We start from the raw sequence: 25,750 nt of genomic DNA, 5'->3' as shown, positions 1-25,750 counted from the left end.
CATGCCAAAGCACTTCAAAAGAGGTGTTAAACGAGAGCACCATTTACTCAAGGGTATTGAGAAGGTCCTCGAGGAGATTTCAGCATTAAAAGGAGTTAAAAAAGTTATTCCAGGGAGAATTTATTCGAGTGACTCAAGAGGTTTTGAGATTAAGGTGGTTAGAGAAACGCTCACCGGCCTAAAGCTTCTAGCAAAGAGTGATGGAAGTGTTCAAGAAATCTTTCTTATTGTAGACAAAGCAGACAGAGAGAAAGTTAGCAGAGAGATAGTTCAAGTTAGTGAGAAATGGACAAAGGGCTAGTTCCAATCTAAAACACAAGACTAAATCTCTCTTTTCCCTTCAAAGAATTCTACTAGTTCTTCATCACTTATATCCTCATCAAATCCAAGCATTTTCTTTTGTAGCTCAATCAATCCAGGTGTAAGCAAAAGCTTCCCATCAAGTTTCGGAACAGCGTAGTGGAGGGTAATCTCACTAAATTCATCAAGCCTTATTGTTGGATTTTCCTCATATTCTATCTCTTTTAGACGTTTACCATCTGCTATTAATTTAGCAACAATTGAGGCGCCATCAATTGAATACTGAGGTTTCCCAATGTGTCTGACTTTAACACCCTCCATTTTTGATGTAATAAATTCTTTTGTCCTTCCTTTTGGAACAGCGTCACCAAGAATTCCGCCGACTACTATTATAGTGTCCTCCTCTATATCCTCAGGTTTTAATTCCTCCTCAGCTTGGAGATCGAGAACAATAATTTTTGAGCGGTCAAAAGGAAATCTTACAACACTCTCTGAGACAACGCTCCCAAGCTTTGCAAGTTTTTCCCTCTCATCTTCCCTCACATTGGTAAAAATAAGCTTGTTCCCCCACCACTTCGAAACGTGGGAGTATTCTAACCAAAGCCATTCACTTATTTCCTCAAGATGCTCAATCACAAGGTATGCCATGATCTCACCCAGAAACCTCTGGTGGGGCCGCCGGGATTTGAACCCGGGTCCCCGGCTCCCGAAGCCGGAAGGATAGGCCAAGCTACCCCACGGCCCCCCAGCGCTAACTTCCAAGGGCCAAGTTATAAATTTTTCTAAGAGCACGCAAACAAATGTGAGCTACCTCGGCCTAAAGCCCGGGGCTTTTAAAAGAAAAAAGTAAGGTTTTCAAAAAACAATATAAAGGTATATTCGCATAAAATTGAGGGGTTTTTATGATATCCATAATAATACCAACTTACAATGAGCGGGAAAACCTTGAGGAACTCTTTGAGAGAATTTCGAGAGCCCTAAGAGACCATGAATTCGAGATAATAGTGGTAGATGATGATTCCCCCGATAAAACTTGGGAAAAAGCAGAAACTCTCGGAAAAATATATCCCGTGAAAGTTATACGAAGAACAAAAGAAAAAGGCCTATCTTCAGCAGTCATACGAGGATTTAAAGAAGCCAGAGGAGATATATTTATAGTTATGGACGCAGACCTTCAACATCCCCCTGAAGTCATTCCTAAGCTTATTGAAGCTATTAAAAATGGGGCAGATATTGCCATAGCGAGCAGGTACACAAAAGGTGGGAAAGTTGAAAATTGGTACTGGTGGAGGAAGCTCATATCAAAAGGAGCCATAATGATTGGGAGAGTTGCTCTACCAAAGATAAGAAATGTGAAAGATCCAGTGAGTGGATTCTTTGCTCTCAAAAAGGGCGTCATTGCGAAAACGGATTTAAATCCAGTGGGATTCAAAATACTTCTGGAAATACTTATAAAAGGACAATATGAGAGAGTCGTTGAGATCCCGTTCACCTTTGGCCTGCGACGAGCCGGAGAAAGCAAGCTAAGTCAAAAACAGATCATTAACTACCTAAGGCACATCTATCGCCTGATGAGGTGGGAAGGGGAAATAGATCGATTGATTAAATTCTCTTTTGTGGGTTTAAGTGGGATTTTTGTAAATGAGGGAGCACTACTAGGTTTCGTCGAGTTCCTAGGTTGGGACAAAAGACTAGCCGTTCTTCCAGCTACCGAGCTTTCAATACTCAACAATTTTACATGGAACGACATCTGGACGTTTAAAGACTTAAAAAGAAAACCTTTTCACTTAAGACTCCTAAACTTCCATCTTGCTGCTCTCACTGGAGCTCTAGTACAATGGGCTATTTACTTAATTCTCCTTTACATGGGGCTCCACTATCTAATTGCAAACCTCATCGGGATTGGGTTCTCTTTTATAGTACGGTTTATCTTCAATCGAAATATTACATGGGGATGATCTGCCTATCCTCAAAGAAAAAGAAAAGAATAAATATTTCCGCGCCAAAATACAAATGGAGGAGAACATGATGGAAAATAAATCACTCCCAATATATACCCGCGTCTCTACTGGAGTAAAGGGGCTTGATAGTCTCATCGGTGGAGGGCTTATCCCCGGCAGAGTCTACGTTGTTACCGGGCCCCCAGGTAGTGGTAAAACCACCTTGGGAATTCAGTTTCTAGTTGAAGGAGCTAAGAACGGGGAAAAGGGAATTTATATTTCCCTAGTTGATGACCCCAAGACTATAATCCAAGATATGCTCTATTATAGGTTCAACCTTCTGTCCCACATTCGAAGCAAAAGGATTGTGATATATGACTTAGGAGCCGTTTTAACCCAAGGAAGCAAAAAACCAACGTGGGCAGAGATTTTAGAGGAAATAAAAAGTATCATATTGCATGAAAATGCAAAAAGAGTTGTTATAGATTCCTTTACTCCATTAGAATTCATGGTACAAGATCCTGAAAATAAAAGAAAAGAGGTTGTGAGGTTAATAAAACTGCTTTCTACCATGGAAATAACGGCAATCATAATAACAGAGATGATGGAATCTGAAAAATACACAGATGACTACTACGTGGCCAGTGGAGTGATAATGATGCATCATTTTATGCGACAGTATAACATGATAAGAGCACTTCAAATACTAAAAATGAGAGGAACCTCACATGACAATAATTTGAAGAAAATAAAAATCACGGAAAATGGCATAGAGGTGTATAATGAAGCACCCTGGTGACTAAGATGAGTGAAAAGGCAACCAAAAGGCAAGAACTTATAAAAGAGGCTTATAGGTTTGGATACTTTGTTGGATATAAGGGGCATACAGAATGGGTCTCCTGGGTCTCCAAGAAAAAAGGAGAGATCTACGAAAAGGCAAAGCTCTTTGGCATATATAATGAAGTAAGGACAGCGTATGAAAAGGGCATAGAAGACGGAAAGGCCAGAAGATTAAAAGAAATAGAACTCGGACTCAGCAAATTAGAATCTGAGATCATTCCCGAGAGTACAAAAGAAGCCACTAAAACCAAAGAAAAAGAAGAAATTGAAGAAGAGTACCAAGCATTTGCAAAAACACCAAAAATAATGGAACCCCCTGAGATACTAAAACTCATAAAGTCCCTAGAAGCCCCAAAAATGCTCTCCTTACCCAAGATGCTCGGCGGAGAAGAGTGATTTCTTCATCGCCCCCAACAAGCATATCCTCAAATTGAATCTATCTTTTGCAAGGTTATTTCTCTAGAGCCAAGAAAAGGATCTGAATAGTAAACTTTATTGCTTTTTCTAACTCATTTTATCTGGTGTTGTGAATGAGGGAGTTTTTGAAAGAAAGCGATGTTTTTGATGTGGAAAATGTCATGAATTATATTGGAGAAATCAGCAAATTTCACAGAATCCAAGGCTCTAAAGAGCTCGTTGAGGCTGCAAGATATATTTTGGAAGAACTCAGAATAAATGGCCTTAAAGCCGAACTCTTAGAAGAAGTTTACGATGGGAAAAAATGGCATTTAACCTTAGCCTCACCGATCCCATGGGATCTCGTTTATGGAGAGATAGAGATTGATAATGAACGGATAACCACATCAAAAACTCCTCTGGTTGTAATGGCTCATTCACCACCAGGCGACGTTGAAGGTGAAGTTACAGCAATCGATAAAGAAGAAGATTGGAAAGAAGTAAAAGGAAAAGTAGTCCTTATTGGAGAAAAATGGTATGAAAATTATAAAAAAGCTAACGAAAATGGTGCCATAGGATTCATAGCATACAAAAAAGGGACCGGAAAAGCATTCCCATATATAGGGCTATTTTTGACCAAGAATGATTTAGAGTGGGCAAAAATACCGGCAGTTACTCTAAGTGAAAAAATTGCAAACAAGATTATTCAAAAACTCAAAAAAGGGGAAAAAATAAAAGTGAAACTCAAAGTTGAGAGTGTCATCTCAGAGAAACAAACCTTGCCCCTTGTATATGCTAAAATAGGAAGTCCTCCCTACATTCTCTTTACGGCACACATGTGCCACCCAAAACCCGGAGCAAATGATAATGCAAGTGGCGCGGCCATGTTAATAGAGCTAGCCAGAGTTCTCAAAGAGTTTTACAACAACTCCTTCAGGTTTGGATTTGCATTTCTCTGGATTCCAGAGCACTATGGTACCCAGGCCTTTATAGAAAATTGGGCCCATCTCGAAGAGTATTATGCAGTGATAAATCTAGACATGGTTGGTGGTAGCGAAGACAGATCTGGATCAACTATAATGGTAATAAAAACACCTCTTTCGCGATTTTCTATAATATCAGGACTACTGGAATACTTCATTAACTTGGCAAACTCCGGAGGAGAAAGTTTTGGTGGAAGTCCATTACCAAAGATGAAAGTGAAAAGCTATTCCTACGAGATGGGAAGCGATCATGATGTCTTCAACTTTTTTGGGATTCCAAGCGTGATGCCTATAACATGGCCCGATAAGTTTTACCATTCAAGTGAAGATACCATTGAGAAAATTAGTAAAGAGAGCCTCGAAATTATTGGAAAAGCCGTTCTAGCAACTTCATTAGCACTTTCTAAAGGAGAGATCAAGCAACTCAAACGCTTTGCAAGAGCATATACCATGAAATACCTAGGGGAGCTGAATATGGAAAAAGATCTTGAAGTTGCCGAGAAACTCGTCATGAATGGATTAAACAGAGATTCAGACTTTTTAGGAATAAACTTAGGGCATGAATTGAAATCGAATCCCTGGTTAAAGTGGCAAAGAAAAGGAGTAATCTCCCCACGTTCCATCCGACAGTTAGACGAAAAGAAAGGAACGGAATTGGCTAAAATACTCGAAGATAGAAAAATAGGAATCCTCCTCCACGAACTCTTAATGCTTGGAGAAATGCTATCAAAAGAGGAAACCTACAATGTGTTGAAAGAAGAATTTGGAGAGATAGACCGAGAAAAACTTGAGAAGGCCCTTGAAATATTGAAATCACTCGACATTGTCTCTTTTTAGTTCCTTTTCAATTTCATTTATTTTCTTCACAACGTTCTCCCTAAGTTTTGCCAAGAGTTCTGATGGAGAAACTGCGGAGTAAGCATAACCAAGCCAACCTCTCTCTATAAGCTCTCTTTTAAGAACTCCACGCCTATAGAGATTAAGCACGTGCTCCCTAACACTTCTTTCACTTATTCCCAGCTCTTCTTTTATTTCTGTAACTCTCATAGAACTGTTTTTCTCAAGAAGAAGACGGTATATCCTAAGTTCATTCTTTTTAAAACCTAAGCTTCTTAGGAGCCCTTCCAGTTTATCATAAATCTCTCCCATCTTTGCCTCACACCTATGAAAATTTATCTTCATAATATTTTAAGGTTTCGGGTCTAGTTCAATTACTCCAAGGTACGTGCCATCTGGAAGATAAGCCTCCCCCTCTGAAGATCTCTTTAAAAAGGGTACCATTTTTATCCCTTCCCTTACATCAAACCCCTCTATGTATGGATTTACTGTAGGGAGAATTAAGAAGTTACCAATTTTAAAAAAACATTTGGCCTTTTTAGTTCTATTCCCAATCTTTACACTAACTGCAGGATGAATATGACCTAAAATCGCTCTTTCGAATTCAACTTTTGGAAGGGACTGGTGCCCATGAAGAAAAAGCATGTTATCCAAAATAAAATAGTCCACAACGTTTATGTTCTCAAACTGTGCTGTTATTTCTTCTATCTTCCCATCGTGGTTTCCCTTTGTAATAACAATCCTAAACTCACTAAGCTCAGAAAAGAACTCCATTAACAGCTTTTTAGTGAAAGTTCCCAATCCAATAGGCTCTTTAACATCTCCAAGAACAATAAGCAAATCCGGTCTTTTTGACTTTACAAACTCTGCAAGGGTCTTTTCAAACCAAGTTCTCACCCTTAAACCTCTAGAAAGCTCAAATGCTATGTGAGGATCACCTAAAACAAGAACTTTCCCAAAGGAAGTGTTAAGTTCAAGAGAAAGCTCATCATAAAGAGAAAATGGTTCCATACGCATCACTTAAAAATAGAAGTGATAAGGCAAAGGAAGAAAGATCAGATCAATCCTCTCTCCTTCTTTCTCTGCCTCTTGAGTCTCCTAATTCTCTTTTTAATCCATTTCCACCTCATTCTTCCTTTCTTTTTCCATTTCCTTGGTCTCCTCTTCATGATGATCACCTCTATGATCGTTCCAGAGTATCCTCGCTTTGCTTGGTTTTTAAGCTTTTCCATCAAAAGATACCAGAGTATAGCAAAAATAAAAAAGACAAAATAAAGGAGATAAATAACGATTTTGGCCAATCAGAACTTTTCCCTTATTTTGGATATACTACAGCCACGAAAACAGTTGATAATCGATAAATAGAAACAAAAACTCCCCTTAACATCTTTGTGATACACACAATATTGATTTATACTTATAAAGAGTTGTCAACCATGTTAAAGCCACTAAAAGATCTTAAAATTTTGTTTTCGTAACTATCCCCTCCACTTTCTCCCTGGACTCCCGATAAATTATTAACTGTTTATAAACCTAAATAATTGTGGGGGAGAAAATGAAAGTAGGCTTCATTCAGATGAAACCAAAACTTTTAGACCTAGATGCCAACTTAAGCAAGGCAGAGAAACTGCTTAAAGAAGCTGCAAAACAGAATGTTAAGCTTATTGTGCTACCAGAACTCTTTGACACAGGATATAACTTTGAGACAAAAGATGAGGTTATGGAAATAGCTCAGCAAATCCCGGATGGTGAAACAACCCAATTTTTAGTCGAACAGGCAAAAGAACATGAAATGTTCATCGTAGCCGGCACTGCAGAGAAAGATGAAAAGGGAAAACTTTACAATTCTGCCGTTATGGTAGGGCCCCTTGGAGGAGGCTACATTGGAAAATACAGAAAAATCCATCTTTTTTACAGAGAAAAACTCTTTTTTGAACCAGGCAATCTTGGATTTCATGTATTTAATATTGGAATTGCTAAAGTTGGAATAATGATTTGTTTTGATTGGATTTTCCCTGAGGCCATGAGAACCCTCGCACTAAAGGGAGCTGACATTGTAACACATCCAGCTAACCTTGTTCTCCCATATGCGCCCAGGGCCATGCCAATAAGGAGCCTCGAGAACAGGGTATTCAGCATAACCGCAAACAGAATTGGAGAAGAGAGAGGATTGAGATTCATAGGAATGAGTCAGATAAACTCACCAAAAGCTGAAATTTTACTTAGAGCAAGTGAAGATAAGGAAGAAGTTGGTGTCGTCGAAATAAACGTTGAAGAAGCCAGAAATAAAAAATTAAATGAATTTAACGATCTATTTAAAGATAGAAGACCTGAATATTATGCCCCCTGAGTCCGAAGGGGTGTGGAATGAGTGGGCTCTTCAAAAATGATTATATAATAAAAGAACAGCCTTCACCTACTCAAGAAATTATTCAAAAAGGAATAGACAAAGAGACTTTAAATAAATTATTAGAGCGAATTAAAGAAGGAGATCTCCCCACAAAAATCAGAACACTTCAGATATTGAATGAAAAGATTAAACTTACGGATATAGAACAACGAAAGAGATTTTTAGAAGAAGGTTTGGAGATACTGCTAGAAAATCTCTTTGATGAAAATCAAAGAATCCAAGAACTAACCCTGAGAGTGCTGGAATCACTAATAAAGGGAATATCACTATCAGCTAACGCTTCCTTAAAAATTTTTGAAACAATTAGCATTCCACGCATACTAGAGAATGATTTTGTATTCCTACAGCTTGTAAATACATTCAAAGCTTTAAAGTTCATAAAACCCCATCCGTCTATTTTAAACTACCTTACTGAAATGACACTCTCAAGAGACGATAGAGTACGAGTCTTGGGAACATGGGGCCTCTGGAGGTTTTTGAATTCTACTAGAGATATCAGATCAACAGAAATTCTGGAAGGGATTTTATCAAAGATCCCCAGTCTATTAGAGAGTGACGATGAAACTGTGGTGGAAGTTACACTTGAACTTATCAAGGAGATTGCAACAAGATACCAGGATTCAGGTGAGATCATCAAAAGATCCTTTGCATGGATAAAAGCCATGAAAGAAATTGAAAAATCTGGAAGCTGGCTTATAAGAAGCGAACTGAAAAGAACTATCAATTATCTCATTGAGGTTATCCGTGAATACTATCGTATGAGAATAAACGAATCATTTAGAGTACTGGAGGACTTAATTCAAGAAGAAAGGTATGAAGATGCCATGACTTTAGCTGGGATAATAGGGAATGAAGATATTATCAAATGGGTTTCTCAGAAGATAAAAGAAAACAAAAGAGAAAAAGAAAAAGGGATTGAAGGTCTCCTCAGATTAGTGAGTGGGCCCAAGTACCTTAATATCCACCCTGACCTAACAGAAAAAACAATTTATATACCCCGTTTAAGCTATCTAACAATCAGAAAAAAGACAGTTGAAAATGATGGGAATGCAGATAGCAAATTTGAATTGAACAAAATGAAAAAAGATCTTTCAAACCTCATGACAAAATTAAGGAGCAGTGATCGTGCAGAAATTATAGATGCTCTCTGGGAGCTTTATGAACTTTCTAATGAGATAAATTCTCAGAACGTGGAGGAGTTTAAACTTTTTGTTCCTGAACTGCTTAGAATTTTCTCCTCCACAAATAATGAATGGGTGGTAGATAAAACTGCAAAAATTCTTGCAAAAATATTAAGTATCCTCCCAAATTCACAAGAAAATATAAATGATATCGCCAAATTCTTGTTTTTAGAAGACAAGCACAGAATGAGAGCTCTAATTTTCTTTAAGTATTATCTAAAAAACAAATGGGACAAGAATGCATGGGAATTGATATTAAAATATTTGCCTAGATTACTTACAAAAAAGAAAACTGCAATATGGACATTAGGAATCATAGAAATCATTATCGATACTATACCATCAGATGAAACGGAAAGATTATGGGAATTGACGACGATTTTGAAGGATCTAAACTCCAAAGTACCGGAAATCGTGGAAAGAAGAATAAAAATTCTGATTGAAGAAATAAACAAAAAATTAAAAGACCCAAGAAACATAAGAATTAATGTAAAATCGGAATGATGAGTCTGGAGCCCCCTGAGTGATGAGGAAGTTTCGCGGGGCTGACCGTAATGATAAAAAGAATCCTCTGTAAGGACCTCTATCGGGAAATAGAAAGACTTGAACGTTCTATTATTGAACTTGAAGAAGAAATAATTGAGTTAAAGACCCAACTCAACATGAAAACAGAAGAAGCAACTAGTCTTTACATTGAGAACCAAAGCTTAAGGCACAAAATAGAAAGACTAGAAAAGACACACAACCAGCTCATTGAAATGCTCAAGAAGATGAAAATACCCTTTGTAGTAATTGACGAGGACGAATTCAAAGATATAGAAGTTGACAAATAGCGTATTTTTCATCTTTACTCCAAAGTTATGAAGCTTCATTCAGACAAAGGCTTTTTAACATAAAGCACAACTTTTAGGTTAGAATTAGAAATGGTGATAATCATGGACATGAGTACTAGGATGTTCAAAGAGGAAGGATGGATAAGAAAAACGTGTAAAGTATGTGGGAAACCATTCTGGACTCTAGATCCAGATAGAGAGACATGTGGAGACCCACCCTGTGATGAGTACGAGTTCATCGGAAATCCAGGAATTCCAAAGAAATATACTCTAGATGAGATGAGAGAGGCATTTCTAGGCTTTTTTGAGAGAAACGGACATGGAAGAGTAAAACGTTATCCAGTGCTCCCTAGATGGAGAGATGATGTTCTTCTAGTTGGTGCAAGCATTATGGACTTCCAACCATGGGTTATAAGCGGAGAAGCCGAGCCCCCAGCAAACCCCTTAACTATTTCACAACCCTCAATTAGATTCACTGATATTGACAATGTGGGTATTACTGGAAGACACTTCACAATTTTCGAAATGATGGCACATCACACTTTCAACTATCCTGGAAAACCGATATACTGGATGGATGAAACTGTTGAGTACGCTTATGAGTTCTTTACTAAAGATTTAGGTATGAAAGGAGAGGATATAACTTTCAAAGAAAATCCATGGGCCGGAGGAGGGAATGCCGGACCAGCTTTCGAAGTGCTTTACCGTGGCCTAGAGGTAGCAACCCTCGTTTTCATGCAATATAAATTAGCCCCACCTGATGCAGATCCATCTCAAATAGTGGAGATAAAAGGAGACAAATACATCCCCATGGATACAAGGGTAGTTGACACTGGTTACGGTCTGGAGAGGCTCGTATGGATGAGCCAAGGGACACCAACTGCCTACGATGCCGTTCTTGGATATGTGGTTGAGCCGCTCAAGAGACTGGCAGGAATAGAGAAGATAGATGATAGAATCCTAATGGAGAACTCCCGCCTTGCTGGAATGTTTGACATAGAAGATATGGGCGACCTGAGAGTATTGAGAGAAACTGTTGCTAAAAAGGTTGAAATTGCTCCAGACGAACTTACAAAACTCGTTAGACCATACGAGCTTATTTATGCAATAGCAGACCATACAAAAGCTCTCACCTTCATGTTGGCCGATGGGGTTGTTCCATCAAATGTAAAAGCCGGTTATCTGGCAAGACTTCTCATAAGAAAGAGTATAAGACACCTCAGAGAGCTTGGTTTAGAAATCCCCCTCAGTGAAATAATGGCATTGCACATAAAAGAACTCCACAAGACATTCCCAGAATTCAAAGAGATGGAGGATGTCATCCTAGACATGGTGAATGTTGAGGAAAAGAAGTATGCCGAAACTTTAGAAAGAGGAAGTGGACTTGTCAAGAGAGAAATAGACAAACTCAAAAAACAGGGCATTGGAGAACTTCCACTTGATAAACTCATGCTCTTCTATGAAAGCCATGGATTAACTCCCGAGATTGTAAAAGAAATAGCCGAAAAAGAGGGTATGAGGGTTCATGTTCCAGATAACTTCTACAGCCTAATTGCAAAAGAGGCCGAGAAGACTGCCAAAAAAGAAGAGGGAGAACAAAAGATAGTAGATTTTGAACTTGTTCAGAATTTACCAGACACAAGAACGCTCTATTACGAAGACCCATTTATGAAAGAATTTGACGCAAAAGTCCTCAAAGTGATTGAAAATTGGGTTGTCCTAGATGCCACAGCGTTCTATCCCGAAGGCGGTGGACAACCGTGCGATTTGGGAGAGTTGAATGGCATTGAAGTCATAGACGTTCAAAAGATAGGAAAAGTAATACTGCACAAGGTCAAGAACCCAGAGAAATTCAAAGAAGGCGAACTCGTACATGGAAAGATTGACTGGCAAAGAAGAATACAACATATGAGACACCACACCGGAACCCACGTTCTTATGGGTGCCTTGGTTAGGGTTCTCGGGAAACACGTATGGCAGGCCGGTTCCCAGTTAACCACTGACTGGGCAAGATTAGACATAGCTCACTACAAGCGTATCAGCGAGGAGGAACTTAAGAAAATAGAACTTCTAGCAAACAAGATTGTTATGGAAGACAGAGAGGTAAAATGGGAGTGGCTTCCAAGAACAGAAGCAGAACAAAGATATGGTTTCAGGCTCTACCAGGGTGGTGTGGTACCCGGAAGAATAATTAGAGTACTTAATATCAAAGACTGGGATGTTCAAGCATGTGGTGGTACTCACTTATCAAGTACAGGCCTAATTGGGCCAATAAAAATCTTAAGAACAGAAAGAATCCAAGATGGTGTTGAGAGAATAATATTCGCATGTGGTGAGGCTGCTATTAAAGAATGGCAAGAAGAAAGGGAGATTTTACGCAAAACAAGCGAAGTCTTTAGAGTACCACCGGAAAAATTACCCGAAACTGCCGAAAGATTCTTTGAAGAATGGAAACAAGCGAGAAAAGAAGTAGAAAAGCTTAACAAAGAGCTTGCAAAGCTTTTAGTCTATGAACTCGAGAGCAGAGTGGAGAAAATTGGAGAAGTAGAGTTCATTGGAGAGATAGTAGAAGGAGAAATAAATCACTTAAGGGAAGCAGCACTCAAACTCAAGAAAGCAAGCCGTATTGTAGCATTAATAAGCGAAGACACAAACGCAGTTGTGATCAGCGTTGGAGACGATGTACCGCATAAAGCTGGTGATTTGATAAGAATAATCACCAAAGTCGCTGGTGGAGGCGGCGGAGGTAAGAAGGATCTCGCCCAGGGGAAGATAAAGAACATTCTAAAGGCTAAAGAAGCCATAGAAGAGCTTAAAAAAGCTCTTTAATTTTTAACTTTTTGGAGGGTTTTAAAATTAAGATAAAAGCTCTCACCAATGAGATAATTGAAATCTCAGAAATGATGGGATTTAAGGCCGTAAAGGAGCTCTTCACGAGAGATGGTGCTCGAATAGATTTAGCTATTCTGAAAGAAAACGAAAAAATCCTAGCAATTGAATTTGAAAATTCCTATAAATGGATAAAACAGAGAGTTCTTTACAACGCAATAAAAGCCCATAGAGACGGGTTCAACAGGCTTTGGATCGTATATCCTTTCAACAATAAACCCTTAAAAAATAGCTGGGTTGGAAGCTTTATAGAGGAACTTGGAGTAGAAATTGAAGTTGTTCATCCTAAAGAGATTGGAAAAAAACTAAAAGAATTTTTAAAATCACTATAATCCCGTGGGATTATCAATAAACACAGTTTTAACCTCAAATTTCTCTCTTAAGAGGGGCATAAGGGCCTTAACCCCAAGGGTTTCAGTTGCATAGTGTCCAGCGGCAATAACGCTGAGCCTTCCTTCTTTGGCCTTATGGTAATCATCGTGTAAAAATTCACCTGTTATGAAGAGATCCACTTTCTTTTCAATAGCCTCAGGTATAGCAAAGCCTCCTCGACCACTCACAACGGCAACAGTTTTTATTTCCTCAACCCCAAATTCATAAGCCTTTACATAATCTATCTTCAATTTCTCTACAAGAATTTGAGCTATTAAAGGAAGAGGCTTTGGCTCCTTAAACTCCGCCATGTACCCAATGCTTAAGCCATTGTACTCTCCGAAGGATTCTTTGGGCTCCAAGTCCAAAAGCTTCAAAAGCTGGGCGTTATTGCCAACCTCTGGATGGACATCTAATGGCAGGTGGGCTGCATAAAGATTTATTCCATTCTCAAGAAGAAATTTAAGCCTTCTCTGCACCAGCCCCCTAACGTAATCTATCCCACCCCATATTAAGCCGTGATGAACTATCAGCATGTCTGCTCCTAGAGCCTTAGCCTTCACAAAGGTATCCCTGCATGCGTCAACAGCAAAAGCCACTTTCTCTACCTCTTCTTTTCCTTCTATCTGCAATCCGTTGCGAGATTTGTCAGAAAAGGCATTTATATCTAGGTATGCATCAAGGAATGTCACAATCTCATCTCTGATTACCATTTTTCTTCACCTCTTAATAATTGCTTTTAACATGTTTAAATGTTTTTCATAATACTCGACAATTATCTAAAAATCTACCAACTATAGCCGAAAATTTTAAATACAGAAACGTAAAAGTTGCTATTTGGTGAAACCACTATGGGCAAAGTAGGACAAAACCTATACGAAATTTTCGGAGAAGTTATAGCAGAACACGACTTTCTAAAAGCATTTTTAATTACAAGCATATTAGCATTTTTAATGTACTTTAGTGCTCCCCAAATAGTCAAAATGCTTGGAAGAGAGGACTTGTTAAACGCCTTAAGAGTTACTTTGAGTGCTCTTGGAGCATTTTTAGGGTTCATAATATCAACAGCCACTATTGAGCCAAAAAGGATCGTGGAGGAGGAGTAAAATGGAGATTGCAACCCTTTTAATCCAAGCTACTTTTCTAACAACATTCTCAGTTCTACTATATATAATAATTGGAATGATACCCGGAACCGACGAAACTGCCACAATTGCTCCCATAACTTTAGCATTTCTTGCAGCAGGGTTTGATCCATTACTCGTTCTTGCGTGGTTTATGGGGACAATAGTAGCATTTAAAGCCGCAGATGCTGTCCCTACTGCACTTGCTGCAATTCCCGGTGGAGTTATGGCCGTACCACAGGTTCCAGATGCATTGGTGGCCAGAAAATATGGATACTCAGAAATTATTTTAAGGAAGGGTATTACCGCAAGCGTTATTGGAACTGTGGTGGCTATAGCAATAACGTTACCATTGTCTTTTTACCTGGCTCCACTAGGCGAGTTGCTTAAAAATCCAGCAGGGCCTTTAAACTGGCCTGGATGGGTATATTTGATTGTCGCAGGAATATTGTTATTGGCAATAATGTCAAAAGCCAAAATACTTGCGCTGCTGGCAATATTCCCCTTTGCAATGCTTATTCAAGGCCTCAGAGGACTATACGGACAATCAGCCTTCATAAGTATCTTCTTGGCTATTACTATAGGCCCAATACTCTATGAGCTTTTAACCCTAATCTCTCCAAGTAACCACCGCCTAAAGCGTGAGGATTACGCACGGATTAAACTCGTAAAGACTGGAAAGATTTCACTAAATCCCCTTCACCATCTCACAAAAGCGGAGGTTACCCTTTCTTCAGTCTTGGCTGGATTAAGTGGCATCCTAGCAACTTTCATGAGCCCCGTTGGATTAACGGTTCTCTTCGGAGATCTCACAAAGGAAAGCCAAAAAGACGAGCTCAAGGGATCTCTCATGGCATATGCAGTGAGAGACGCTATAAAGAATGCTACTTACATTGGAGGAACGTTGATACCACTTATAGCACTAGGAGTGCCCACTGGTCCAATGTCTGCTGGTCCAGCACATCCATTCTTTGCTGAACTCGCAGCATTTGGAGGAGCCACACCAAGAGATGTCTTACTCCAGAGGTATTCAACCCCAACCATAATGCTTGTAACAATTTATGCAACTATATTTGCCGCATTTCTAGCATACTTCATATTGATCAAATACTCAAAGCAATTAACTAGGTTTGTCTTCAAAAAAGTGCCCGCAGAAGCATTGTATGCTACATTCTTAGCAATAGTACTGGTGTTAGCATACAATGACGCAGGAATTGCAGGAATCTTTGGTTCAATCCTAGTGGGCCTTATCTCAGCGACATTTGTTAGAAACGGTGTCTCAATTGGAATACTCTTCATGGTGCTAGTTGCTGCACCATATCTTGTAGGACTGCTCTTTTGAGGCACTTTTCTTCCCTTTATTTTATTGCACAAAAACTTTTAAGCTTCCCACTTTTTTCCTAAGTGAGCTGCAAGGTGAGAAGCATGGAAGAGAAATATCAAAAAGCCTGTGAGGAAATTGCAAAGGTCTTAATAAGTGGTGAGATTAAAGATAGGAACGAGCTTAACAAATTTAAGGTAAAAATCGCGAGAAAATACCATCTAAGCAAACTTCCAACTAATTCGGACATTCTTAGAGTGATGAATAAAGAGGATAGGGAAAAGTTCAAGGACTTCCTCAAAAAGAAACCAACTCGTACAATAAGCGGTGTGGCCGTTGTTGCTATGATGACTAAACCCTTCCCCTGTCCCCATGGTAGATGTATCTATTGCCCGGGAGGGCCAAGTGAAGGTTCTCCTCAAAGTTATACCGGAAAAGAGCCCTCTGCTCTTAGAGCTCTCCAAAATGTTTACCATCCTTATCTCATAATGATAAATCGCCTCAAGCAACTCTACGATATAGGTCACGATATCGATAAAGTAGAAGTCATAATTCAGGGAGGAACCTTCCCTGCAGTTGATCTAGATTACCAGGAATGGTTCATTAAAGAGGCCTTCAAAGCTATGAATGACTTTCCACATTTCAAAGACATTGAAAACCTTGAGGAAAAGATAAGGAAGGCAGTTCTCTTTGGAGATATTGATAAAGATCCACTCTTTAAAGCAGCCTGGGAAAGAACACACAAGAAACCTTACTACTATCTCGAAGAGGAGCAGAGGAAAAATGAAAAGGCAAAGGTTAGAATGGTTGGATTGACAATAGAAACTAGGCCCGATTGGGCTATGGAGAAACACATTGACAGGATGCTCAAACTCGGTACCACAAGAGTTGAACTTGGAGTTCAGACGGTTTTCAATTTCATCTATGAGAGAGTTAAGAGAGGTCACACCGTTGAGGAGACAATTAAAGCAACTCAGCTACTCAAAGACGCTGGCCTTAAAATCAACTACCATATGATGCCTGGCCTGCCGGGAAGTAGTTTTGAACGAGATCTGGAGTCATTTAAGATTATATTTAAAGACGATCGGTTTAGGCCAGATATGCTCAAGATTTACCCTACTCTGGTTACAAGAGATACTCTCCTCTATAAATGGTATAAAGAAGGCAAATACAGACCTTATACAACTGAAGAAGCCGTAGAGCTCCTAGTTGAAGTTTATAAACTCCTTCCAAAGTGGGTCAGGATTATGAGAATTCAGAGAGATATACCCGTACAACTCGTGGAAGCCGGAGTAAAGCATTCCAATTTGGGCCAACTTGTGTTTAACGAACTTGTGAAAAGAGGAATAAGACCCAGAGAGATTCGCTTTAGAGAAGTTGGTCATGTGATGCAGAAGTTTGGAATAGAGCCTGAAGTGGAACACATCAAACTTTTGAGAGAGGATTATGAGGCAAGTGAAGGTCACGAGATATTCCTGAGCTTTGAAGATGTGAAGAACGACATATTAATTGGTTTCATAAGGCTTAGAATTCCAAGTGAAAAGGCCCATAGAAAAGAAATTAATTGTTGCCCATCTGCAATAGTCAGAGAACTCCATGTCTATGGACCGCTTGTGCCAATAGGAGGAAGACCAAAATATGAATGGCAACACAGGGGATATGGAAAGGAACTTTTAGCTGAGGCGGAGAGAATAGCCTTTGAAGAATTTGACAGAAAGAAAATGCTTATCATAAGTGGTGTTGGTGTTAGGGGGTACTACAGAAAGTTCGGCTACCGCAAGGATGGGCCCTATGTAAGTAAGAGACTTGATAAAAAGGGATATGCCAACTTCACAAAAAGCAGAGAATTCGATGGACACTTGAATACCTAATTCAGTTTATGACTATTTTAACTCCATTAATTTCCCTTTCTTTTTTCTCGATTTTCTCAAATGTGAGTTTTTCCCAGTTAATTCTATAAGAGGAGCCATTAATATTAGCCATCCAGTCATTGGGGTCTAAAATTATCATTATGGGTCTCTCCTTGGTTTTAACCTCCAGAAAAGATGAGCCATTCACAAGGATTCTCTTCGTTATGTTCTCCGCCAATGTTACAATTCTCACTTCCAGAGGCATTGCAAAGCCGTTTTCTTCGGTGATGTTAAGTATTAGAGTATAATAACCACTATTTTGGGTGATTTTCAAGCTGGAGACTGTGAAGTTTGGATAATCTGCTGTATAGAACCACTCCTTGAAGAACCAGTCCAAATTCTGCTCAGTCAGATTTTCATAGATTTCCTTGATCAAGTTTAGTGTTTCTTCAGTTTGAGTGCAATCTCTAACGTGGCAGATCTTAAGGAGTTCTCTAAGCCCTTCGAAGAATATTTCGTCTCCAACAACAAACTGGAGAGATCGGAGAATAAAGCCACCCCTCTGATAGAGATTGGTTTGGTGCTTTCTTGTAACAGCGTTAATATCAACTATTGGGGTCCAATCCCTTGAGCTGAGGCATATTCCCTCCCAATAGTCCAGTTGCTCAGATGTCATGTTGTAAAAGGAGGAAGTGTATGTTGCGAAGGACTCATCCAAAAGTCCAAGCTCTGCATAAATTCCGAACCAATTGTGAGCAGCCTCATGGGGGATAACACTCTTAAACTGTGTCCCCACTGCTCCTTCATAGAGTCCAAATCCCTCGGTTTCACTTCTATGCCCTTTGATCCTTATGTAAATGAACTCATCGTATGGATATGGAATAAGACGAGAGGAATATATTTTAAGAATTTTTGCAAGCTCATCAACAGTCCATTCTCCCTCATCAGTAAGAGCCACCACATTTACATTTTTTCCATCAATCACGATGTTCTTCTTGTAAATATCCCATCTTCCAAGAAGGATGTAAAATCTTCCACCATTAGCGTAAAAAGTACCCCTTTCTGGAAGAAGTGGCTTGTATTTGTTGTTTGGGAGCTTTAAAATACCAGCAAGCATATAGTTCGCTGGGTAAGATTCCACGTTGATTGTGAAGTTTCCCTTCAGCTTTGAAAGTAACATATAAGCCTCAGGGGGAATGTAGAAGTAGTCTTTAGTAGATTTCAAGTGCCACTCAATTAGATCTCTCATATATACGTCCAATAAAGGCTGATAATGCGAAGTATAGAAAATCCTAATCTTTTGTCTACTTTTATTGGGGCTCACATTGAGCAGCAAAAGGCCGTATCTTCCATCATAAAACGCTTCCATGGTTGCTTTTGCACCGTAGACCTCGATTTTCTTAATGTTCACATTCAGAATAGAGGAGTTTTCGAAGAAGAAGGTAACAAGAGTCGGAGATGTTAAAGAGAGCTCAACCTCTTGAATCCCACTGATGATTGCATTCCAACCATCAAAAGTTATCTCTAAAGAAATACTGCTATTACCCCAGATAAATTCCTTGCTTCTTTCAAAAAGGAGCTTAGCATTGTCTGTTTTTGAAAATTGGAACTTATCGAATGTATATGAAGGACTGATGCACATGACTATGAAAGTTACTAAAAAGACTACTACAACAGAACGTGCTTTCATATTTCTACTTTTATTCCGAGAGATTTAAAAGTTTTGAGGATAGCTTTTCATGAGGGTTAAAAAGTGCGGTTCAAACCAAGACCATTAACAAGGGACGTAAACTTTGAGTGTAAATTCTGCCTTGATTGTTGTCGGGGTAGATTTATCTATTTAACCCTTTCAGATATTGAGAAAATAATAAACCATGGTCATGACCCACAAGAATTCATGCTTTTAACTGCAGAAGGAGAAAGGATCCGCTTCGTACTTGCATACAGGGAATGGGATTTGGGGTGCATCTTTCACGATCCAGAAACAGGGAAATGCAAAATCCACGATTACAACCCTTTAGTCTGCCAGATCTATCCGTTCATGGTCTCTCACAAACCCCTTGGCATTGAAGGGGAGGAACCGTTTGAGTACAATGGAGAAAAGTTTTGGCTTTATTATGACGAGAATTGCCCTGGACTCGGAGAGGGAGGAAACGTTATAACAAGAGAACAGATAGCCGAGCTAGGCATAAAATTCCACAGAGAGTTTAAGAAAACTGATTTAGATAGTTTAAACAGACTTCTGAATGGTGGCGAGAATGGAGCTCCATTATAGAAGGGCATTACCACAAGAGCTTGAACTAATAACAAAAGAAGCAGAAAAGTTTGGAGAGCTGAAACATAACTTCTTTGGTGTAGTTGAGGGAAAATTTATAGACATTTATGCTGTAAATGAAAAGATTTGGAGAGAAATAGAAGACTTAAAAATACACCCCTACTCTTTTGGAACATTTGTTGGGACGATTAAAAAGGATAAGAACCTCGTTGAGAAATTTTACCCTAACATCGAGTTCTTTTACTTTGTAGAGATAAAGAAAAACTATGCAATTTTGAAACCCAAACCGGCATTTCTCTTTACTACAGGAAAAGATGTTCCAAAGAATGGGGTTAGGGAATACGTCTGGCAGGGCAGTAAAAAAATAGTCGTTATGAACGAAGAAGGCATAATTCTTGGACTAGGCTTAATAAATCCCCAAAGCGAAAGAAAATTTATCAAAAATATTACTGATATAGGAGAGTTTATTAGAAGACACCGTTGACATCTTCTCTATCCTATAATGAAAACACAGCCTCAAAAGATAATAAAAGGGTGGTTATTCTTTCTTCAGCACTACGAACTCTTTGTAGTCCATGATCTTTTTGAAACCCTTCTTTAGATAGTAGCTATAAGCTTCGAGATTTGGAAACGTTATTATATATGGCTCTTTTTTCAATTCTCTTAAACGTTCCACGGCAAATTCAAGAAGCTGTGAACCGTAGCCCTTACCTTTGTATGCAGGATCCACCATGAAAAACTCTATAAGACCTGTCTCTTCATCTTTGATATCCTCTGGCACCCACCACACATCTTTGCCTTCAAGATTGTAAACGAGAGCTATGGTACCAATGACTTTCTCTTCTTCAGTTCCCAAATACAGTTCATCAAACTCTTTTCCAAGTCTAAACTCAAGGAATGGCTCATATACTCTCTTAAAGCCCTCAAAATCATCTATACTTGGTTTATTTTCTACCCATTCAAGGGCTGGATATGCTCCATTGGTTCCTTGATAGACGCGGAAAACAAACTTTACCAACTCATCTTTAAGTTCTAATGGAGTTCTAACCCTAGTTATTCTCATGCTCTCACCATATTAAAATTAAGAAAAGTGGCTAATAAATCCAACGGATGAAACAGAAAATAGGTCAAAAAGTTAATTAGGAGATAAGATAAAATAAGAAATGGTGGTATTATGAACGAACTTGAAGCTTTAGCGATAGCTTTAGAGGTAGAAAAAGCCGAATTAAAGTTTTATATTGAGATGGCCAAAAAAGCAAGTGATGAAAAGGCCAAAAAGATGTTTCTCTTCTTGGCACATGAAGAAGCTGAACACTGGGATATTTTTGAGAAAAATTTTATCAATAAACTTGTAGAAAAGTGTGAACTCCCCTCCGTTACCAAAGAGATGTTTGAAACGTTAATCCCAAAATATGAAGGAGAACTAAGTGAAGTCAAGGCTGTGGAAATAGGAATGGAACAGGAAAAAAGGACTTGGGAATTTTATGAGAAAGCTGCAGAGGAAGCTAAGGACAAAAATGTGAGAAAAATATTCGATGAACTTGCAAAAGTTGAAAAATCCCATTATGAACTTCTTAAGGCCCAATACGATTCTGTTATGAAAACTGGCATCTGGATGGATTATCAAGACTTCAGTCTTGAGGTAGATTAGTCCAAGAGGAGATTTTCGAAAAGAACATGTGAATTTCTAGAGAAAAAACTTATCTAGTTTGAAAACTAAATAAAATCGGTGATAGATATGTTGGGATTAAACCCTATTTCGATATCTCGTGAAAAATCCCTATCAAAAGAAGAAATTGCTCAGGCCCTAAGATGGGCCATCATCGCAGAACTAGATGCCATAACATTCTATGAACAATTTGCAACATTAATAGAAGACGAAAACATAAAGAAAGTATTTTTAGATGTGGCAAAAGAAGAAAAAGCCCATGTAGGAGAGTTCATGGCTCTTCTGCTTAATCTAGATCCTGAACAGCTTAATGAACTTAAGGATGGTTTCGAAGAAGTTGAAGAATTAACGGGAATTAAAACAGAAGTGAACTACCCCTCCCTTTCGGAAGAGGTCTTCCCGCCCAAAAGATAATACCTCCAAGAAGCTTCAAAAATCCAGACAATCGCCCTATTGGAAGATCTTTGTACTTTATTTTTTAAACAAGGCTTCAAACCAAGTCTTCTGTAACATGTCTTATGCGAAGATAATTTCTATATACGTTCTCGAACTTATTTGGGGAGTTTCTCAAACAATATCGAGTTTTCACTATGGACTTTGAGTCTTCTTCATCCCCCAGTGAGAAAAATATATAACTTCCAAATACGATAATACGAAGTGGTGATTCCGATGGTCGAACCTCTTGTAAAAAAAGCAGCGGATGTTGAGAATGAAGCTGCTAAAAGCTATACTGAAGGGCTTGCGAAATTAAGAGGCCAAGGTTTGAAGTACACAGATGTTGAGGCGGTTGTAAGTAAGATAGCTGTTGACACAATTGTCCATAAACACTTGATGAAAGCTATTCTAGAAGCACAAAAAGAGCTCGAAAAAGTGAGAAAAGGGTATGAACATGTTAAAGAGCCTATGGAGATAGAAATGGGCAAAGAACAGGGTTTTCTTGTAAAGAGATTTGCCGAAATGCATCTTGAAATTGAAAAGGATATGATCGAAACATATCAAAAAATGGCCGAAAAGATGACTCATCCCCTCTTTAAAGGACTAGCAGAAGCTCTTGTTGAAAATGAAAAGGAGCACCACAAACTTCTAAAGGAACTCATAGAAAAGCATAAAGATTGAAGTTAGAGAATATTGAGCTTCCAGGATTATTTTTATTTTCTAGGAGTAACCATCTACTTTAAAGCCCATTACTTTTTTCTTTTGAAAGCCTTGCCCTAAAGGGTAGGGAAAAGACCAGCTAGAGAAGAGTATCATTCACTCCCAATTCCCTCAGGAGTTATCTTCTTCTCAACATAAGAGAAACTTACATCTATAAAAACTGCCATAAGAATAGCAGGAATTGAGCCTGCTAAGATTTTATCTGTGTTAAAGCTTGCCAAACCCTCAAAAACCAGCCTTCCAAGACCGCCAGAACCAATTATAGCCGTTAAGATTGCTATTGAGTTAGCTAAAACTGCTGCGAATTTTATACCTGCAAACATTGCTGGATAGGCATGGGGAAAGCGAACATGGCGAATTATCTCCCATTCAGTTAACCCTATACCCTCAGCGGCATCAATCATAGCTTCATCTACCTCACTAAGACCCACATAGGTGTTTTTGACTATTGGAAGCAGGGCCCTGAGAAATATTGCAAAGATTGCAGGAGTGAACCCTATGCCAAGAAGTGGCACCACTATTGCAACAACAGCAAAGCTGGGAATGGCCTGTACCAAGTTCGCAAACCCCATTATGATCGATGCAAGTCTTTTGCTTTTAAGTGCCAGTACTGCAAGAGGAATTCCAACCGAGATACTTACAAAGAGTGAGACGTACGTTAGAACAATGTGTTCACTGAAAGCACTTAAAATTCTTTCAATCCCCACCACGATAACGCCTCCTTAAGTACTTTTCAATCAAAGCTGCAATACCGTCTAAGAGTAACGCAAGGATTCCCACCCACAGACCAGCGACAATTATTATTTCCTTATCATAGAGGTGGATGCCTGTCTGAATTGGAGCCCCAAGACCTCCAGCAGCTATCAGGCCACCCAATGTCACCACACCCATCGTAAAAACGACAGCTATCCTAACCCCAGCTGCAATTAAAGGTAAAGCCAATGGAAACCTCACCTTCATCAATATTTCCCTATCACTTAGACCTATTGCCTCAGCAACCTCCAAGTAACTTCTCTCAACCGTTGTTAATCCAGTGTAAGTGTTTCTCGCTATAGGGAGGATAGAATAGAGTACAGAAGCTGCTATAGTAGGTTTTTCTCCAATACCCAAGATAGGAAGAAATAATACAAGAAGAGCCAATGTTGGGATTGTTTCAACCACATTTAGTATATTCAGAGTTAATGAAGCAAGTTTTGGTCTACGATAAAGGAATAGGCCTAAAGCAACACCTATGAGTATAGCCAATAACAAAGAGATACTAAATATTCTCAGATGCTCTATCGTTCTCTGAGTTAGCTTTTGACTCTCCCACACCCACTGAACGTCCATTTCTTTCCCTCACAAAAGTTTTAGAAGTACTTCACTTGCAAGGAGTATCCCCACCGGTCTCTCTCTTTTCACTACAATACCCAAAAAGGTGTTTTTCATTTTCATCTCAGCGAGAGCAGAAGCTAGTGAGTCCTCTGGCGAAAACGTCATGGGCTGTTTAATTACCTTCTCCAAATCTTTTGAGATCAAGAGTGTCTTAAGCTCTACGATCCCTTTTAACACTCCTCTATCAACGAGAACAGCAAATTCAACATCCTTTTCTTTCATCCATTTTATTAACTGATTTTTCCCTCCAGCTTCCACCAAATAAGGTTCAACAGGCATCATTAGGTCCCTGACTTTTAGAGTGTCAAGATGCTTAAACTTTTTATCAGCATTTACAAGTCTAGCCACAAACTCGTTGGCTGGATTTAAAACCAGTTCATCAGGATATCCAACTTGAATAAGCTTACCTTTCCTCATTATAGCAATTCTATCTCCTAGTCTAAAGGCCTCTTCTATATCGTGTGTTACAAACACTATTGTTCTCCCGAGGGTCTCTTTTATCTTAGCAAACTCCTCTTGAAGCTGTTTCCTTAAGATAGGATCCAAAGCACCAAATGGTTCATCCATTAGAAGTAAGGGCGGGTTTAAAGCCAACGCCCTAGCAAGACCAACACGCTGTTGCTGCCCTCCACTTAGCTGATGAGGATAACGGTTAGCAAACTCTCTTGGAAGGGCAACAAGATCTAAAAGTTCATTCACTCTATTTTCAATTTCCTCCTCACTCCATCCTTCAAGTCTTGGAAGAAGAGCAATATTTTCTTTAACTGTCATATGTGGAAAAAGACCGATCTGTTGAATTACATAGCCTATACTTCTCCTAAGTTCCACCACATCAAATTCTTTCACATTTTTCCCGTTTATGAAGATCTCACCTTCATCTGGCTCGACAAGTCTATTTATAGTTCTCAAAAGTGTTGTCTTCCCTGAACCGCTTGGTCCAATTAGTATAAGAAGCTCACCTCCAACTACTTCTAGACTAACGTTATCAACAGCTTTAAAATTCCCATAACGTTTTGTCACATTTTTGAGTTTAACATTTTCTATTTTATTAAAGAGCATGTCCCTCACCAAAAAGGAAAGAAAAATCAGCCACTTATAAGGCCCTTTTCGATTAAAAACTCTTTTGCTATCTCCCTAGCATCTTTTTTCTCTACATCGTATTTGTAGTTCAATACTCTCATTGTGTCAGTATCGATAAGTCCCTCAAGTTTCTTAAGAATTTCAATAATTTCAGGATATTTGTCAGCAAAATCTTTCTTTACAAGTATAACTGCATCATAGGGAGGTAAGGCACCTTTATCGTCCTCAAGTATCTTAAGACCAAATAGATCAACACGTGCATCTGTGGTGTAAGCAGAAATTGCATCTACTTGGTCGTTCTTTATAGCTTCATACATTAATGTGGGTTCCATCTGTTTAACATCCCCAAATGTGAAACCATATACCTCTTTAATCCTCGGCAACCCGTCTGGTCTCGTAGCAAATTCTGGATCTGTACCCAAAACCATGTTGGGAGCATATGGAGCTAAATCACTCAACTTTTGAAGGCCGTTTTTCTCAGCAAATTCTTTCTTCACAGCTATCGCATAGTCGTCTCTAAAACCTAATTTTACAACCGTTAAAACACCATCACGACTGAGCATTTCCTCTTTACTCTTCTCATATACATAATCAGGATCCCAATTTTCTGGAGGATCAAGTTTAAGGATATTATTGTATGCTGTTCCAGTGTACTCAACATAAATATGAATTTGGCCCTTCTTCAATGCTTCATAATTTACTAGTGTCCCACCAAGCCCCTCTTTTACCTCAGCCTTATAGCCATTATTCTCTAAGAGGAGAGCTATCATATGGGCCAAAATGTACTGTTCATTGAATGGTTTAGAGCCAATAACTATTGTAGGGACTTCTTCTTTTTCACTTATGCACCCACTTAGAAAAGAAACCAAAACCAAGCTTCCTACAATCAAAGCAGCTGATTTGTGCATTCTTACACACCTT

The 25,750-nt window shown here is 39.0% G+C and carries 28 protein-coding genes and 1 tRNA gene; 18 read left to right on the top strand and 11 right to left on the bottom strand.

The annotated features are described in order from the left end of the window. Position 1 precedes the first annotated feature (1 nt). Positions 2-301 (top strand): DUF2103 domain-containing protein, encoded by a 300-nt coding sequence (locus EP1X_RS02165; RefSeq protein ID WP_055281244.1) that lies wholly within the window; start codon positions 2-4, stop codon positions 299-301. A 20-nt stretch (positions 302-321) separates the two neighbouring features. Here EP1X_RS02165 and EP1X_RS02160 read toward each other — a convergent pair whose 3' ends face one another. Both EP1X_RS02160 and EP1X_RS02155 read right to left on the bottom strand, forming a co-directional pair. Beyond that, complete coding sequence (locus EP1X_RS02160) at positions 322-948, bottom strand: hypothetical protein (protein ID WP_055281242.1); 627 nt, start codon at positions 946-948, stop codon at positions 322-324. Positions 949-967: 19 nt separating this feature from the next. Next, positions 968-1,045, bottom strand: a tRNA-Pro gene (locus tag EP1X_RS02155). A 157-nt stretch (positions 1,046-1,202) separates the two neighbouring features. Here EP1X_RS02155 and EP1X_RS02150 point away from each other — a divergent pair. The 4 genes from EP1X_RS02150 to EP1X_RS02135 all read left to right on the top strand — a co-directional run bounded on the left by EP1X_RS02150 (position 1,203) and on the right by EP1X_RS02135 (position 5,296). Continuing rightward, entirely contained in the window at positions 1,203-2,258 is a 1,056-nt protein-coding gene (locus EP1X_RS02150) for a glycosyltransferase family 2 protein (RefSeq protein ID WP_055281240.1), read from the top strand. 70 nt (positions 2,259-2,328) lie between these two features. After that, positions 2,329-3,039, top strand: coding sequence for an ATPase domain-containing protein (locus tag EP1X_RS02145; RefSeq protein WP_253276529.1), 711 nt, complete (start codon positions 2,329-2,331; stop codon positions 3,037-3,039). Between the two features lie 5 nt (positions 3,040-3,044). Next, positions 3,045-3,476: a hypothetical protein gene (locus tag EP1X_RS02140; RefSeq protein ID WP_055281236.1), complete on the top strand. Its 432-nt coding sequence runs from the start codon at positions 3,045-3,047 to the stop codon at positions 3,474-3,476. 134 nt (positions 3,477-3,610) lie between these two features. Then, the gene (locus tag EP1X_RS02135) at positions 3,611-5,296 is read left to right on the top strand and encodes a DUF4910 domain-containing protein (protein WP_055281234.1); all 1,686 of its coding nucleotides are present in this window, start codon (positions 3,611-3,613) and stop codon (positions 5,294-5,296) included. On the opposite strand, the gene EP1X_RS02130 is transcribed toward EP1X_RS02135, so the two are convergent. Both EP1X_RS02130 and EP1X_RS02125 read right to left on the bottom strand, forming a co-directional pair. Beyond that, positions 5,273-5,608, bottom strand: a complete 336-nt coding sequence (locus tag EP1X_RS02130; protein WP_055281232.1) for a transcriptional regulator — start codon at positions 5,606-5,608, stop codon at positions 5,273-5,275. The genes EP1X_RS02135 and EP1X_RS02130 overlap by 24 nt on opposite strands. A gap of 39 nt (positions 5,609-5,647) precedes the next feature. Then, positions 5,648-6,307 (bottom strand): metallophosphoesterase, encoded by a 660-nt coding sequence (locus tag EP1X_RS02125; protein WP_055281230.1) that lies wholly within the window; start codon positions 6,305-6,307, stop codon positions 5,648-5,650. 544 nt (positions 6,308-6,851) lie between these two features. On the opposite strand from EP1X_RS02125, the gene EP1X_RS02115 reads away from it, so the two are divergent. From EP1X_RS02115 to EP1X_RS02095, 5 genes are all read left to right on the top strand, one after another. Then, on the top strand, positions 6,852-7,646 hold the full coding sequence (locus tag EP1X_RS02115; RefSeq protein WP_055281228.1) for a nitrilase: 795 nt from the start codon (positions 6,852-6,854) through the stop codon (positions 7,644-7,646). A gap of 296 nt (positions 7,647-7,942) precedes the next feature. Continuing rightward, positions 7,943-9,391 carry a hypothetical protein gene (locus tag EP1X_RS02110; RefSeq protein ID WP_156300692.1) on the top strand — a complete coding sequence of 483 codons (1,449 nt, stop codon included), beginning with the start codon at positions 7,943-7,945 and terminating at the stop codon, positions 9,389-9,391. A gap of 50 nt (positions 9,392-9,441) precedes the next feature. After that, positions 9,442-9,720 (top strand): initiation control protein YabA, encoded by a 279-nt coding sequence (locus EP1X_RS02105; protein ID WP_055281225.1) that lies wholly within the window; start codon positions 9,442-9,444, stop codon positions 9,718-9,720. Positions 9,721-9,822: 102 nt separating this feature from the next. After that, positions 9,823-12,549 (top strand): alanine--tRNA ligase, encoded by a 2,727-nt coding sequence (gene alaS, locus EP1X_RS02100; protein WP_055281223.1) that lies wholly within the window; start codon positions 9,823-9,825, stop codon positions 12,547-12,549. Between the two features lie 11 nt (positions 12,550-12,560). Next, a complete protein-coding gene (locus tag EP1X_RS02095; protein ID WP_371180376.1) occupies positions 12,561-12,941 on the top strand; it encodes a hypothetical protein in 381 nt (126 codons plus the stop codon). Here the strand turns inward: EP1X_RS02095 and EP1X_RS02090 are convergent. Further along, positions 12,936-13,694 (bottom strand): Nif3-like dinuclear metal center hexameric protein, encoded by a 759-nt coding sequence (locus EP1X_RS02090; protein ID WP_055281221.1) that lies wholly within the window; start codon positions 13,692-13,694, stop codon positions 12,936-12,938. The genes EP1X_RS02095 and EP1X_RS02090 overlap by 6 nt on opposite strands. A 138-nt stretch (positions 13,695-13,832) precedes the next feature. On the opposite strand from EP1X_RS02090, the gene EP1X_RS02085 reads away from it, so the two are divergent. The 3 genes from EP1X_RS02085 (at position 13,833) to EP1X_RS02075 (ending at position 17,297) form a co-directional block, all read left to right on the top strand. Further along, positions 13,833-14,087 (top strand): hypothetical protein, encoded by a 255-nt coding sequence (locus EP1X_RS02085; RefSeq protein ID WP_055281218.1) that lies wholly within the window; start codon positions 13,833-13,835, stop codon positions 14,085-14,087. A gap of 1 nt (position 14,088) precedes the next feature. Beyond that, positions 14,089-15,447: a tripartite tricarboxylate transporter permease gene (locus EP1X_RS02080; protein WP_055281216.1), complete on the top strand. Its 1,359-nt coding sequence runs from the start codon at positions 14,089-14,091 to the stop codon at positions 15,445-15,447. Between the two features lie 83 nt (positions 15,448-15,530). Next, on the top strand, positions 15,531-17,297 hold the full coding sequence (locus tag EP1X_RS02075; protein ID WP_055281214.1) for a tRNA uridine(34) 5-carboxymethylaminomethyl modification radical SAM/GNAT enzyme Elp3: 1,767 nt from the start codon (positions 15,531-15,533) through the stop codon (positions 17,295-17,297). A 1-nt stretch (position 17,298) separates the two neighbouring features. On the opposite strand, the gene EP1X_RS02070 is transcribed toward EP1X_RS02075, so the two are convergent. Continuing rightward, the gene (locus tag EP1X_RS02070) at positions 17,299-18,966 is read right to left on the bottom strand and encodes a M1 family aminopeptidase (RefSeq protein ID WP_055281212.1); all 1,668 of its coding nucleotides are present in this window, start codon (positions 18,964-18,966) and stop codon (positions 17,299-17,301) included. A 63-nt stretch (positions 18,967-19,029) separates the two neighbouring features. Here EP1X_RS02070 and EP1X_RS02065 point away from each other — a divergent pair, with 63 nt between their 5' ends. Both EP1X_RS02065 and EP1X_RS02060 read left to right on the top strand, forming a co-directional pair. Continuing rightward, positions 19,030-19,551 (top strand): YkgJ family cysteine cluster protein, encoded by a 522-nt coding sequence (locus tag EP1X_RS02065; protein WP_055281210.1) that lies wholly within the window; start codon positions 19,030-19,032, stop codon positions 19,549-19,551. Beyond that, on the top strand, positions 19,535-20,035 hold the full coding sequence (locus EP1X_RS02060) for a PUA domain-containing protein (protein WP_055281208.1): 501 nt from the start codon (positions 19,535-19,537) through the stop codon (positions 20,033-20,035). Before EP1X_RS02065 ends, EP1X_RS02060 begins: the two co-directional genes overlap by 17 nt. A 54-nt stretch (positions 20,036-20,089) precedes the next feature. On the opposite strand, the gene EP1X_RS02055 is transcribed toward EP1X_RS02060, so the two are convergent. Continuing rightward, entirely contained in the window at positions 20,090-20,614 is a 525-nt protein-coding gene (locus EP1X_RS02055; protein WP_055281207.1) for a GNAT family N-acetyltransferase, read from the bottom strand. A 111-nt stretch (positions 20,615-20,725) separates the two neighbouring features. On the opposite strand from EP1X_RS02055, the gene EP1X_RS02050 reads away from it, so the two are divergent. The 3 genes from EP1X_RS02050 (at position 20,726) to EP1X_RS02040 (ending at position 22,336) form a co-directional block, all read left to right on the top strand. Beyond that, positions 20,726-21,202, top strand: coding sequence for a ferritin family protein (locus EP1X_RS02050; RefSeq protein WP_055281205.1), 477 nt, complete (start codon positions 20,726-20,728; stop codon positions 21,200-21,202). 87 nt (positions 21,203-21,289) lie between these two features. Next, on the top strand, positions 21,290-21,634 hold the full coding sequence (locus EP1X_RS02045; protein ID WP_055281203.1) for a ferritin family protein: 345 nt from the start codon (positions 21,290-21,292) through the stop codon (positions 21,632-21,634). Between the two features lie 243 nt (positions 21,635-21,877). Next, entirely contained in the window at positions 21,878-22,336 is a 459-nt protein-coding gene (locus EP1X_RS02040; RefSeq protein ID WP_253276528.1) for a ferritin family protein, read from the top strand. Positions 22,337-22,467: 131 nt separating this feature from the next. Here the strand turns inward: EP1X_RS02040 and EP1X_RS02035 are convergent, their stop codons facing one another. From EP1X_RS02035 to EP1X_RS02020, 4 genes are read right to left on the bottom strand one after another with little or no spacing between them, the layout of a single operon-like run. Beyond that, positions 22,468-23,085, bottom strand: a complete 618-nt coding sequence (locus EP1X_RS02035) for an ABC transporter permease (RefSeq protein WP_055281199.1) — start codon at positions 23,083-23,085, stop codon at positions 22,468-22,470. Next, the gene (locus EP1X_RS02030) at positions 23,072-23,704 is read right to left on the bottom strand and encodes an ABC transporter permease (protein WP_055281197.1); all 633 of its coding nucleotides are present in this window, start codon (positions 23,702-23,704) and stop codon (positions 23,072-23,074) included. The genes EP1X_RS02035 and EP1X_RS02030 overlap by 14 nt, the downstream gene beginning before the upstream one ends. Before the next feature lie 9 nt (positions 23,705-23,713). Beyond that, positions 23,714-24,808 carry an ABC transporter ATP-binding protein gene (locus EP1X_RS02025; protein ID WP_055281195.1) on the bottom strand — a complete coding sequence of 365 codons (1,095 nt, stop codon included), beginning with the start codon at positions 24,806-24,808 and terminating at the stop codon, positions 23,714-23,716. Positions 24,809-24,834: 26 nt separating this feature from the next. After that, entirely contained in the window at positions 24,835-25,737 is a 903-nt protein-coding gene (locus tag EP1X_RS02020; RefSeq protein ID WP_055281193.1) for a glycine betaine ABC transporter substrate-binding protein, read from the bottom strand. Between the last annotated feature and the right edge of the window lie 13 nt (positions 25,738-25,750).

It is taken from the genome of Thermococcus sp. EP1 (assembly GCF_001317345.1).
Lineage (GTDB): Archaea > Methanobacteriota_B > Thermococci > Thermococcales > Thermococcaceae > Thermococcus_A.
The sequence above is the reverse complement of the archived record's forward strand: the minus strand, read 5'-3'. Positions and strand labels throughout refer to the sequence as shown.

Coding starts and splice junctions, on each gene's coding strand:
- EP1X_RS02145 (WP_253276529.1), top strand. CDS start 2,329: ATGGAAAATAAATCACTCCCAATATATACCCGCGTCTCTACTGGAGTA.
- EP1X_RS02020 (WP_055281193.1), bottom strand. CDS start 25,737: ATGCACAAATCAGCTGCTTTGATTGTAGGAAGCTTGGTTTTGGTTTCT.
- EP1X_RS02030 (WP_055281197.1), bottom strand. CDS start 23,704: ATGGACGTTCAGTGGGTGTGGGAGAGTCAAAAGCTAACTCAGAGAACG.
- EP1X_RS02115 (WP_055281228.1), top strand. CDS start 6,852: ATGAAAGTAGGCTTCATTCAGATGAAACCAAAACTTTTAGACCTAGAT.
- EP1X_RS02135 (WP_055281234.1), top strand. CDS start 3,611: ATGAGGGAGTTTTTGAAAGAAAGCGATGTTTTTGATGTGGAAAATGTC.
- EP1X_RS02080 (WP_055281216.1), top strand. CDS start 14,089: ATGGAGATTGCAACCCTTTTAATCCAAGCTACTTTTCTAACAACATTC.
- EP1X_RS02090 (WP_055281221.1), bottom strand. CDS start 13,694: ATGGTAATCAGAGATGAGATTGTGACATTCCTTGATGCATACCTAGAT.
- EP1X_RS02060 (WP_055281208.1), top strand. CDS start 19,535: ATGGAGCTCCATTATAGAAGGGCATTACCACAAGAGCTTGAACTAATA.
- EP1X_RS02070 (WP_055281212.1), bottom strand. CDS start 18,966: ATGAAAGCACGTTCTGTTGTAGTAGTCTTTTTAGTAACTTTCATAGTC.
- EP1X_RS02140 (WP_055281236.1), top strand. CDS start 3,045: ATGAGTGAAAAGGCAACCAAAAGGCAAGAACTTATAAAAGAGGCTTAT.
- EP1X_RS02045 (WP_055281203.1), top strand. CDS start 21,290: ATGTTGGGATTAAACCCTATTTCGATATCTCGTGAAAAATCCCTATCA.
- alaS (WP_055281223.1), top strand. CDS start 9,823: ATGGACATGAGTACTAGGATGTTCAAAGAGGAAGGATGGATAAGAAAA.
- EP1X_RS02055 (WP_055281207.1), bottom strand. CDS start 20,614: ATGAGAATAACTAGGGTTAGAACTCCATTAGAACTTAAAGATGAGTTG.
- EP1X_RS02125 (WP_055281230.1), bottom strand. CDS start 6,307: ATGGAACCATTTTCTCTTTATGATGAGCTTTCTCTTGAACTTAACACT.
- EP1X_RS02075 (WP_055281214.1), top strand. CDS start 15,531: ATGGAAGAGAAATATCAAAAAGCCTGTGAGGAAATTGCAAAGGTCTTA.
- EP1X_RS02025 (WP_055281195.1), bottom strand. CDS start 24,808: ATGCTCTTTAATAAAATAGAAAATGTTAAACTCAAAAATGTGACAAAA.
- EP1X_RS02160 (WP_055281242.1), bottom strand. CDS start 948: ATGGCATACCTTGTGATTGAGCATCTTGAGGAAATAAGTGAATGGCTT.
- EP1X_RS02165 (WP_055281244.1), top strand. CDS start 2: ATGCCAAAGCACTTCAAAAGAGGTGTTAAACGAGAGCACCATTTACTC.
- EP1X_RS02105 (WP_055281225.1), top strand. CDS start 9,442: ATGATAAAAAGAATCCTCTGTAAGGACCTCTATCGGGAAATAGAAAGA.
- EP1X_RS02150 (WP_055281240.1), top strand. CDS start 1,203: ATGATATCCATAATAATACCAACTTACAATGAGCGGGAAAACCTTGAG.
- EP1X_RS02130 (WP_055281232.1), bottom strand. CDS start 5,608: ATGGGAGAGATTTATGATAAACTGGAAGGGCTCCTAAGAAGCTTAGGT.
- EP1X_RS02050 (WP_055281205.1), top strand. CDS start 20,726: ATGAACGAACTTGAAGCTTTAGCGATAGCTTTAGAGGTAGAAAAAGCC.
- EP1X_RS02085 (WP_055281218.1), top strand. CDS start 13,833: ATGGGCAAAGTAGGACAAAACCTATACGAAATTTTCGGAGAAGTTATA.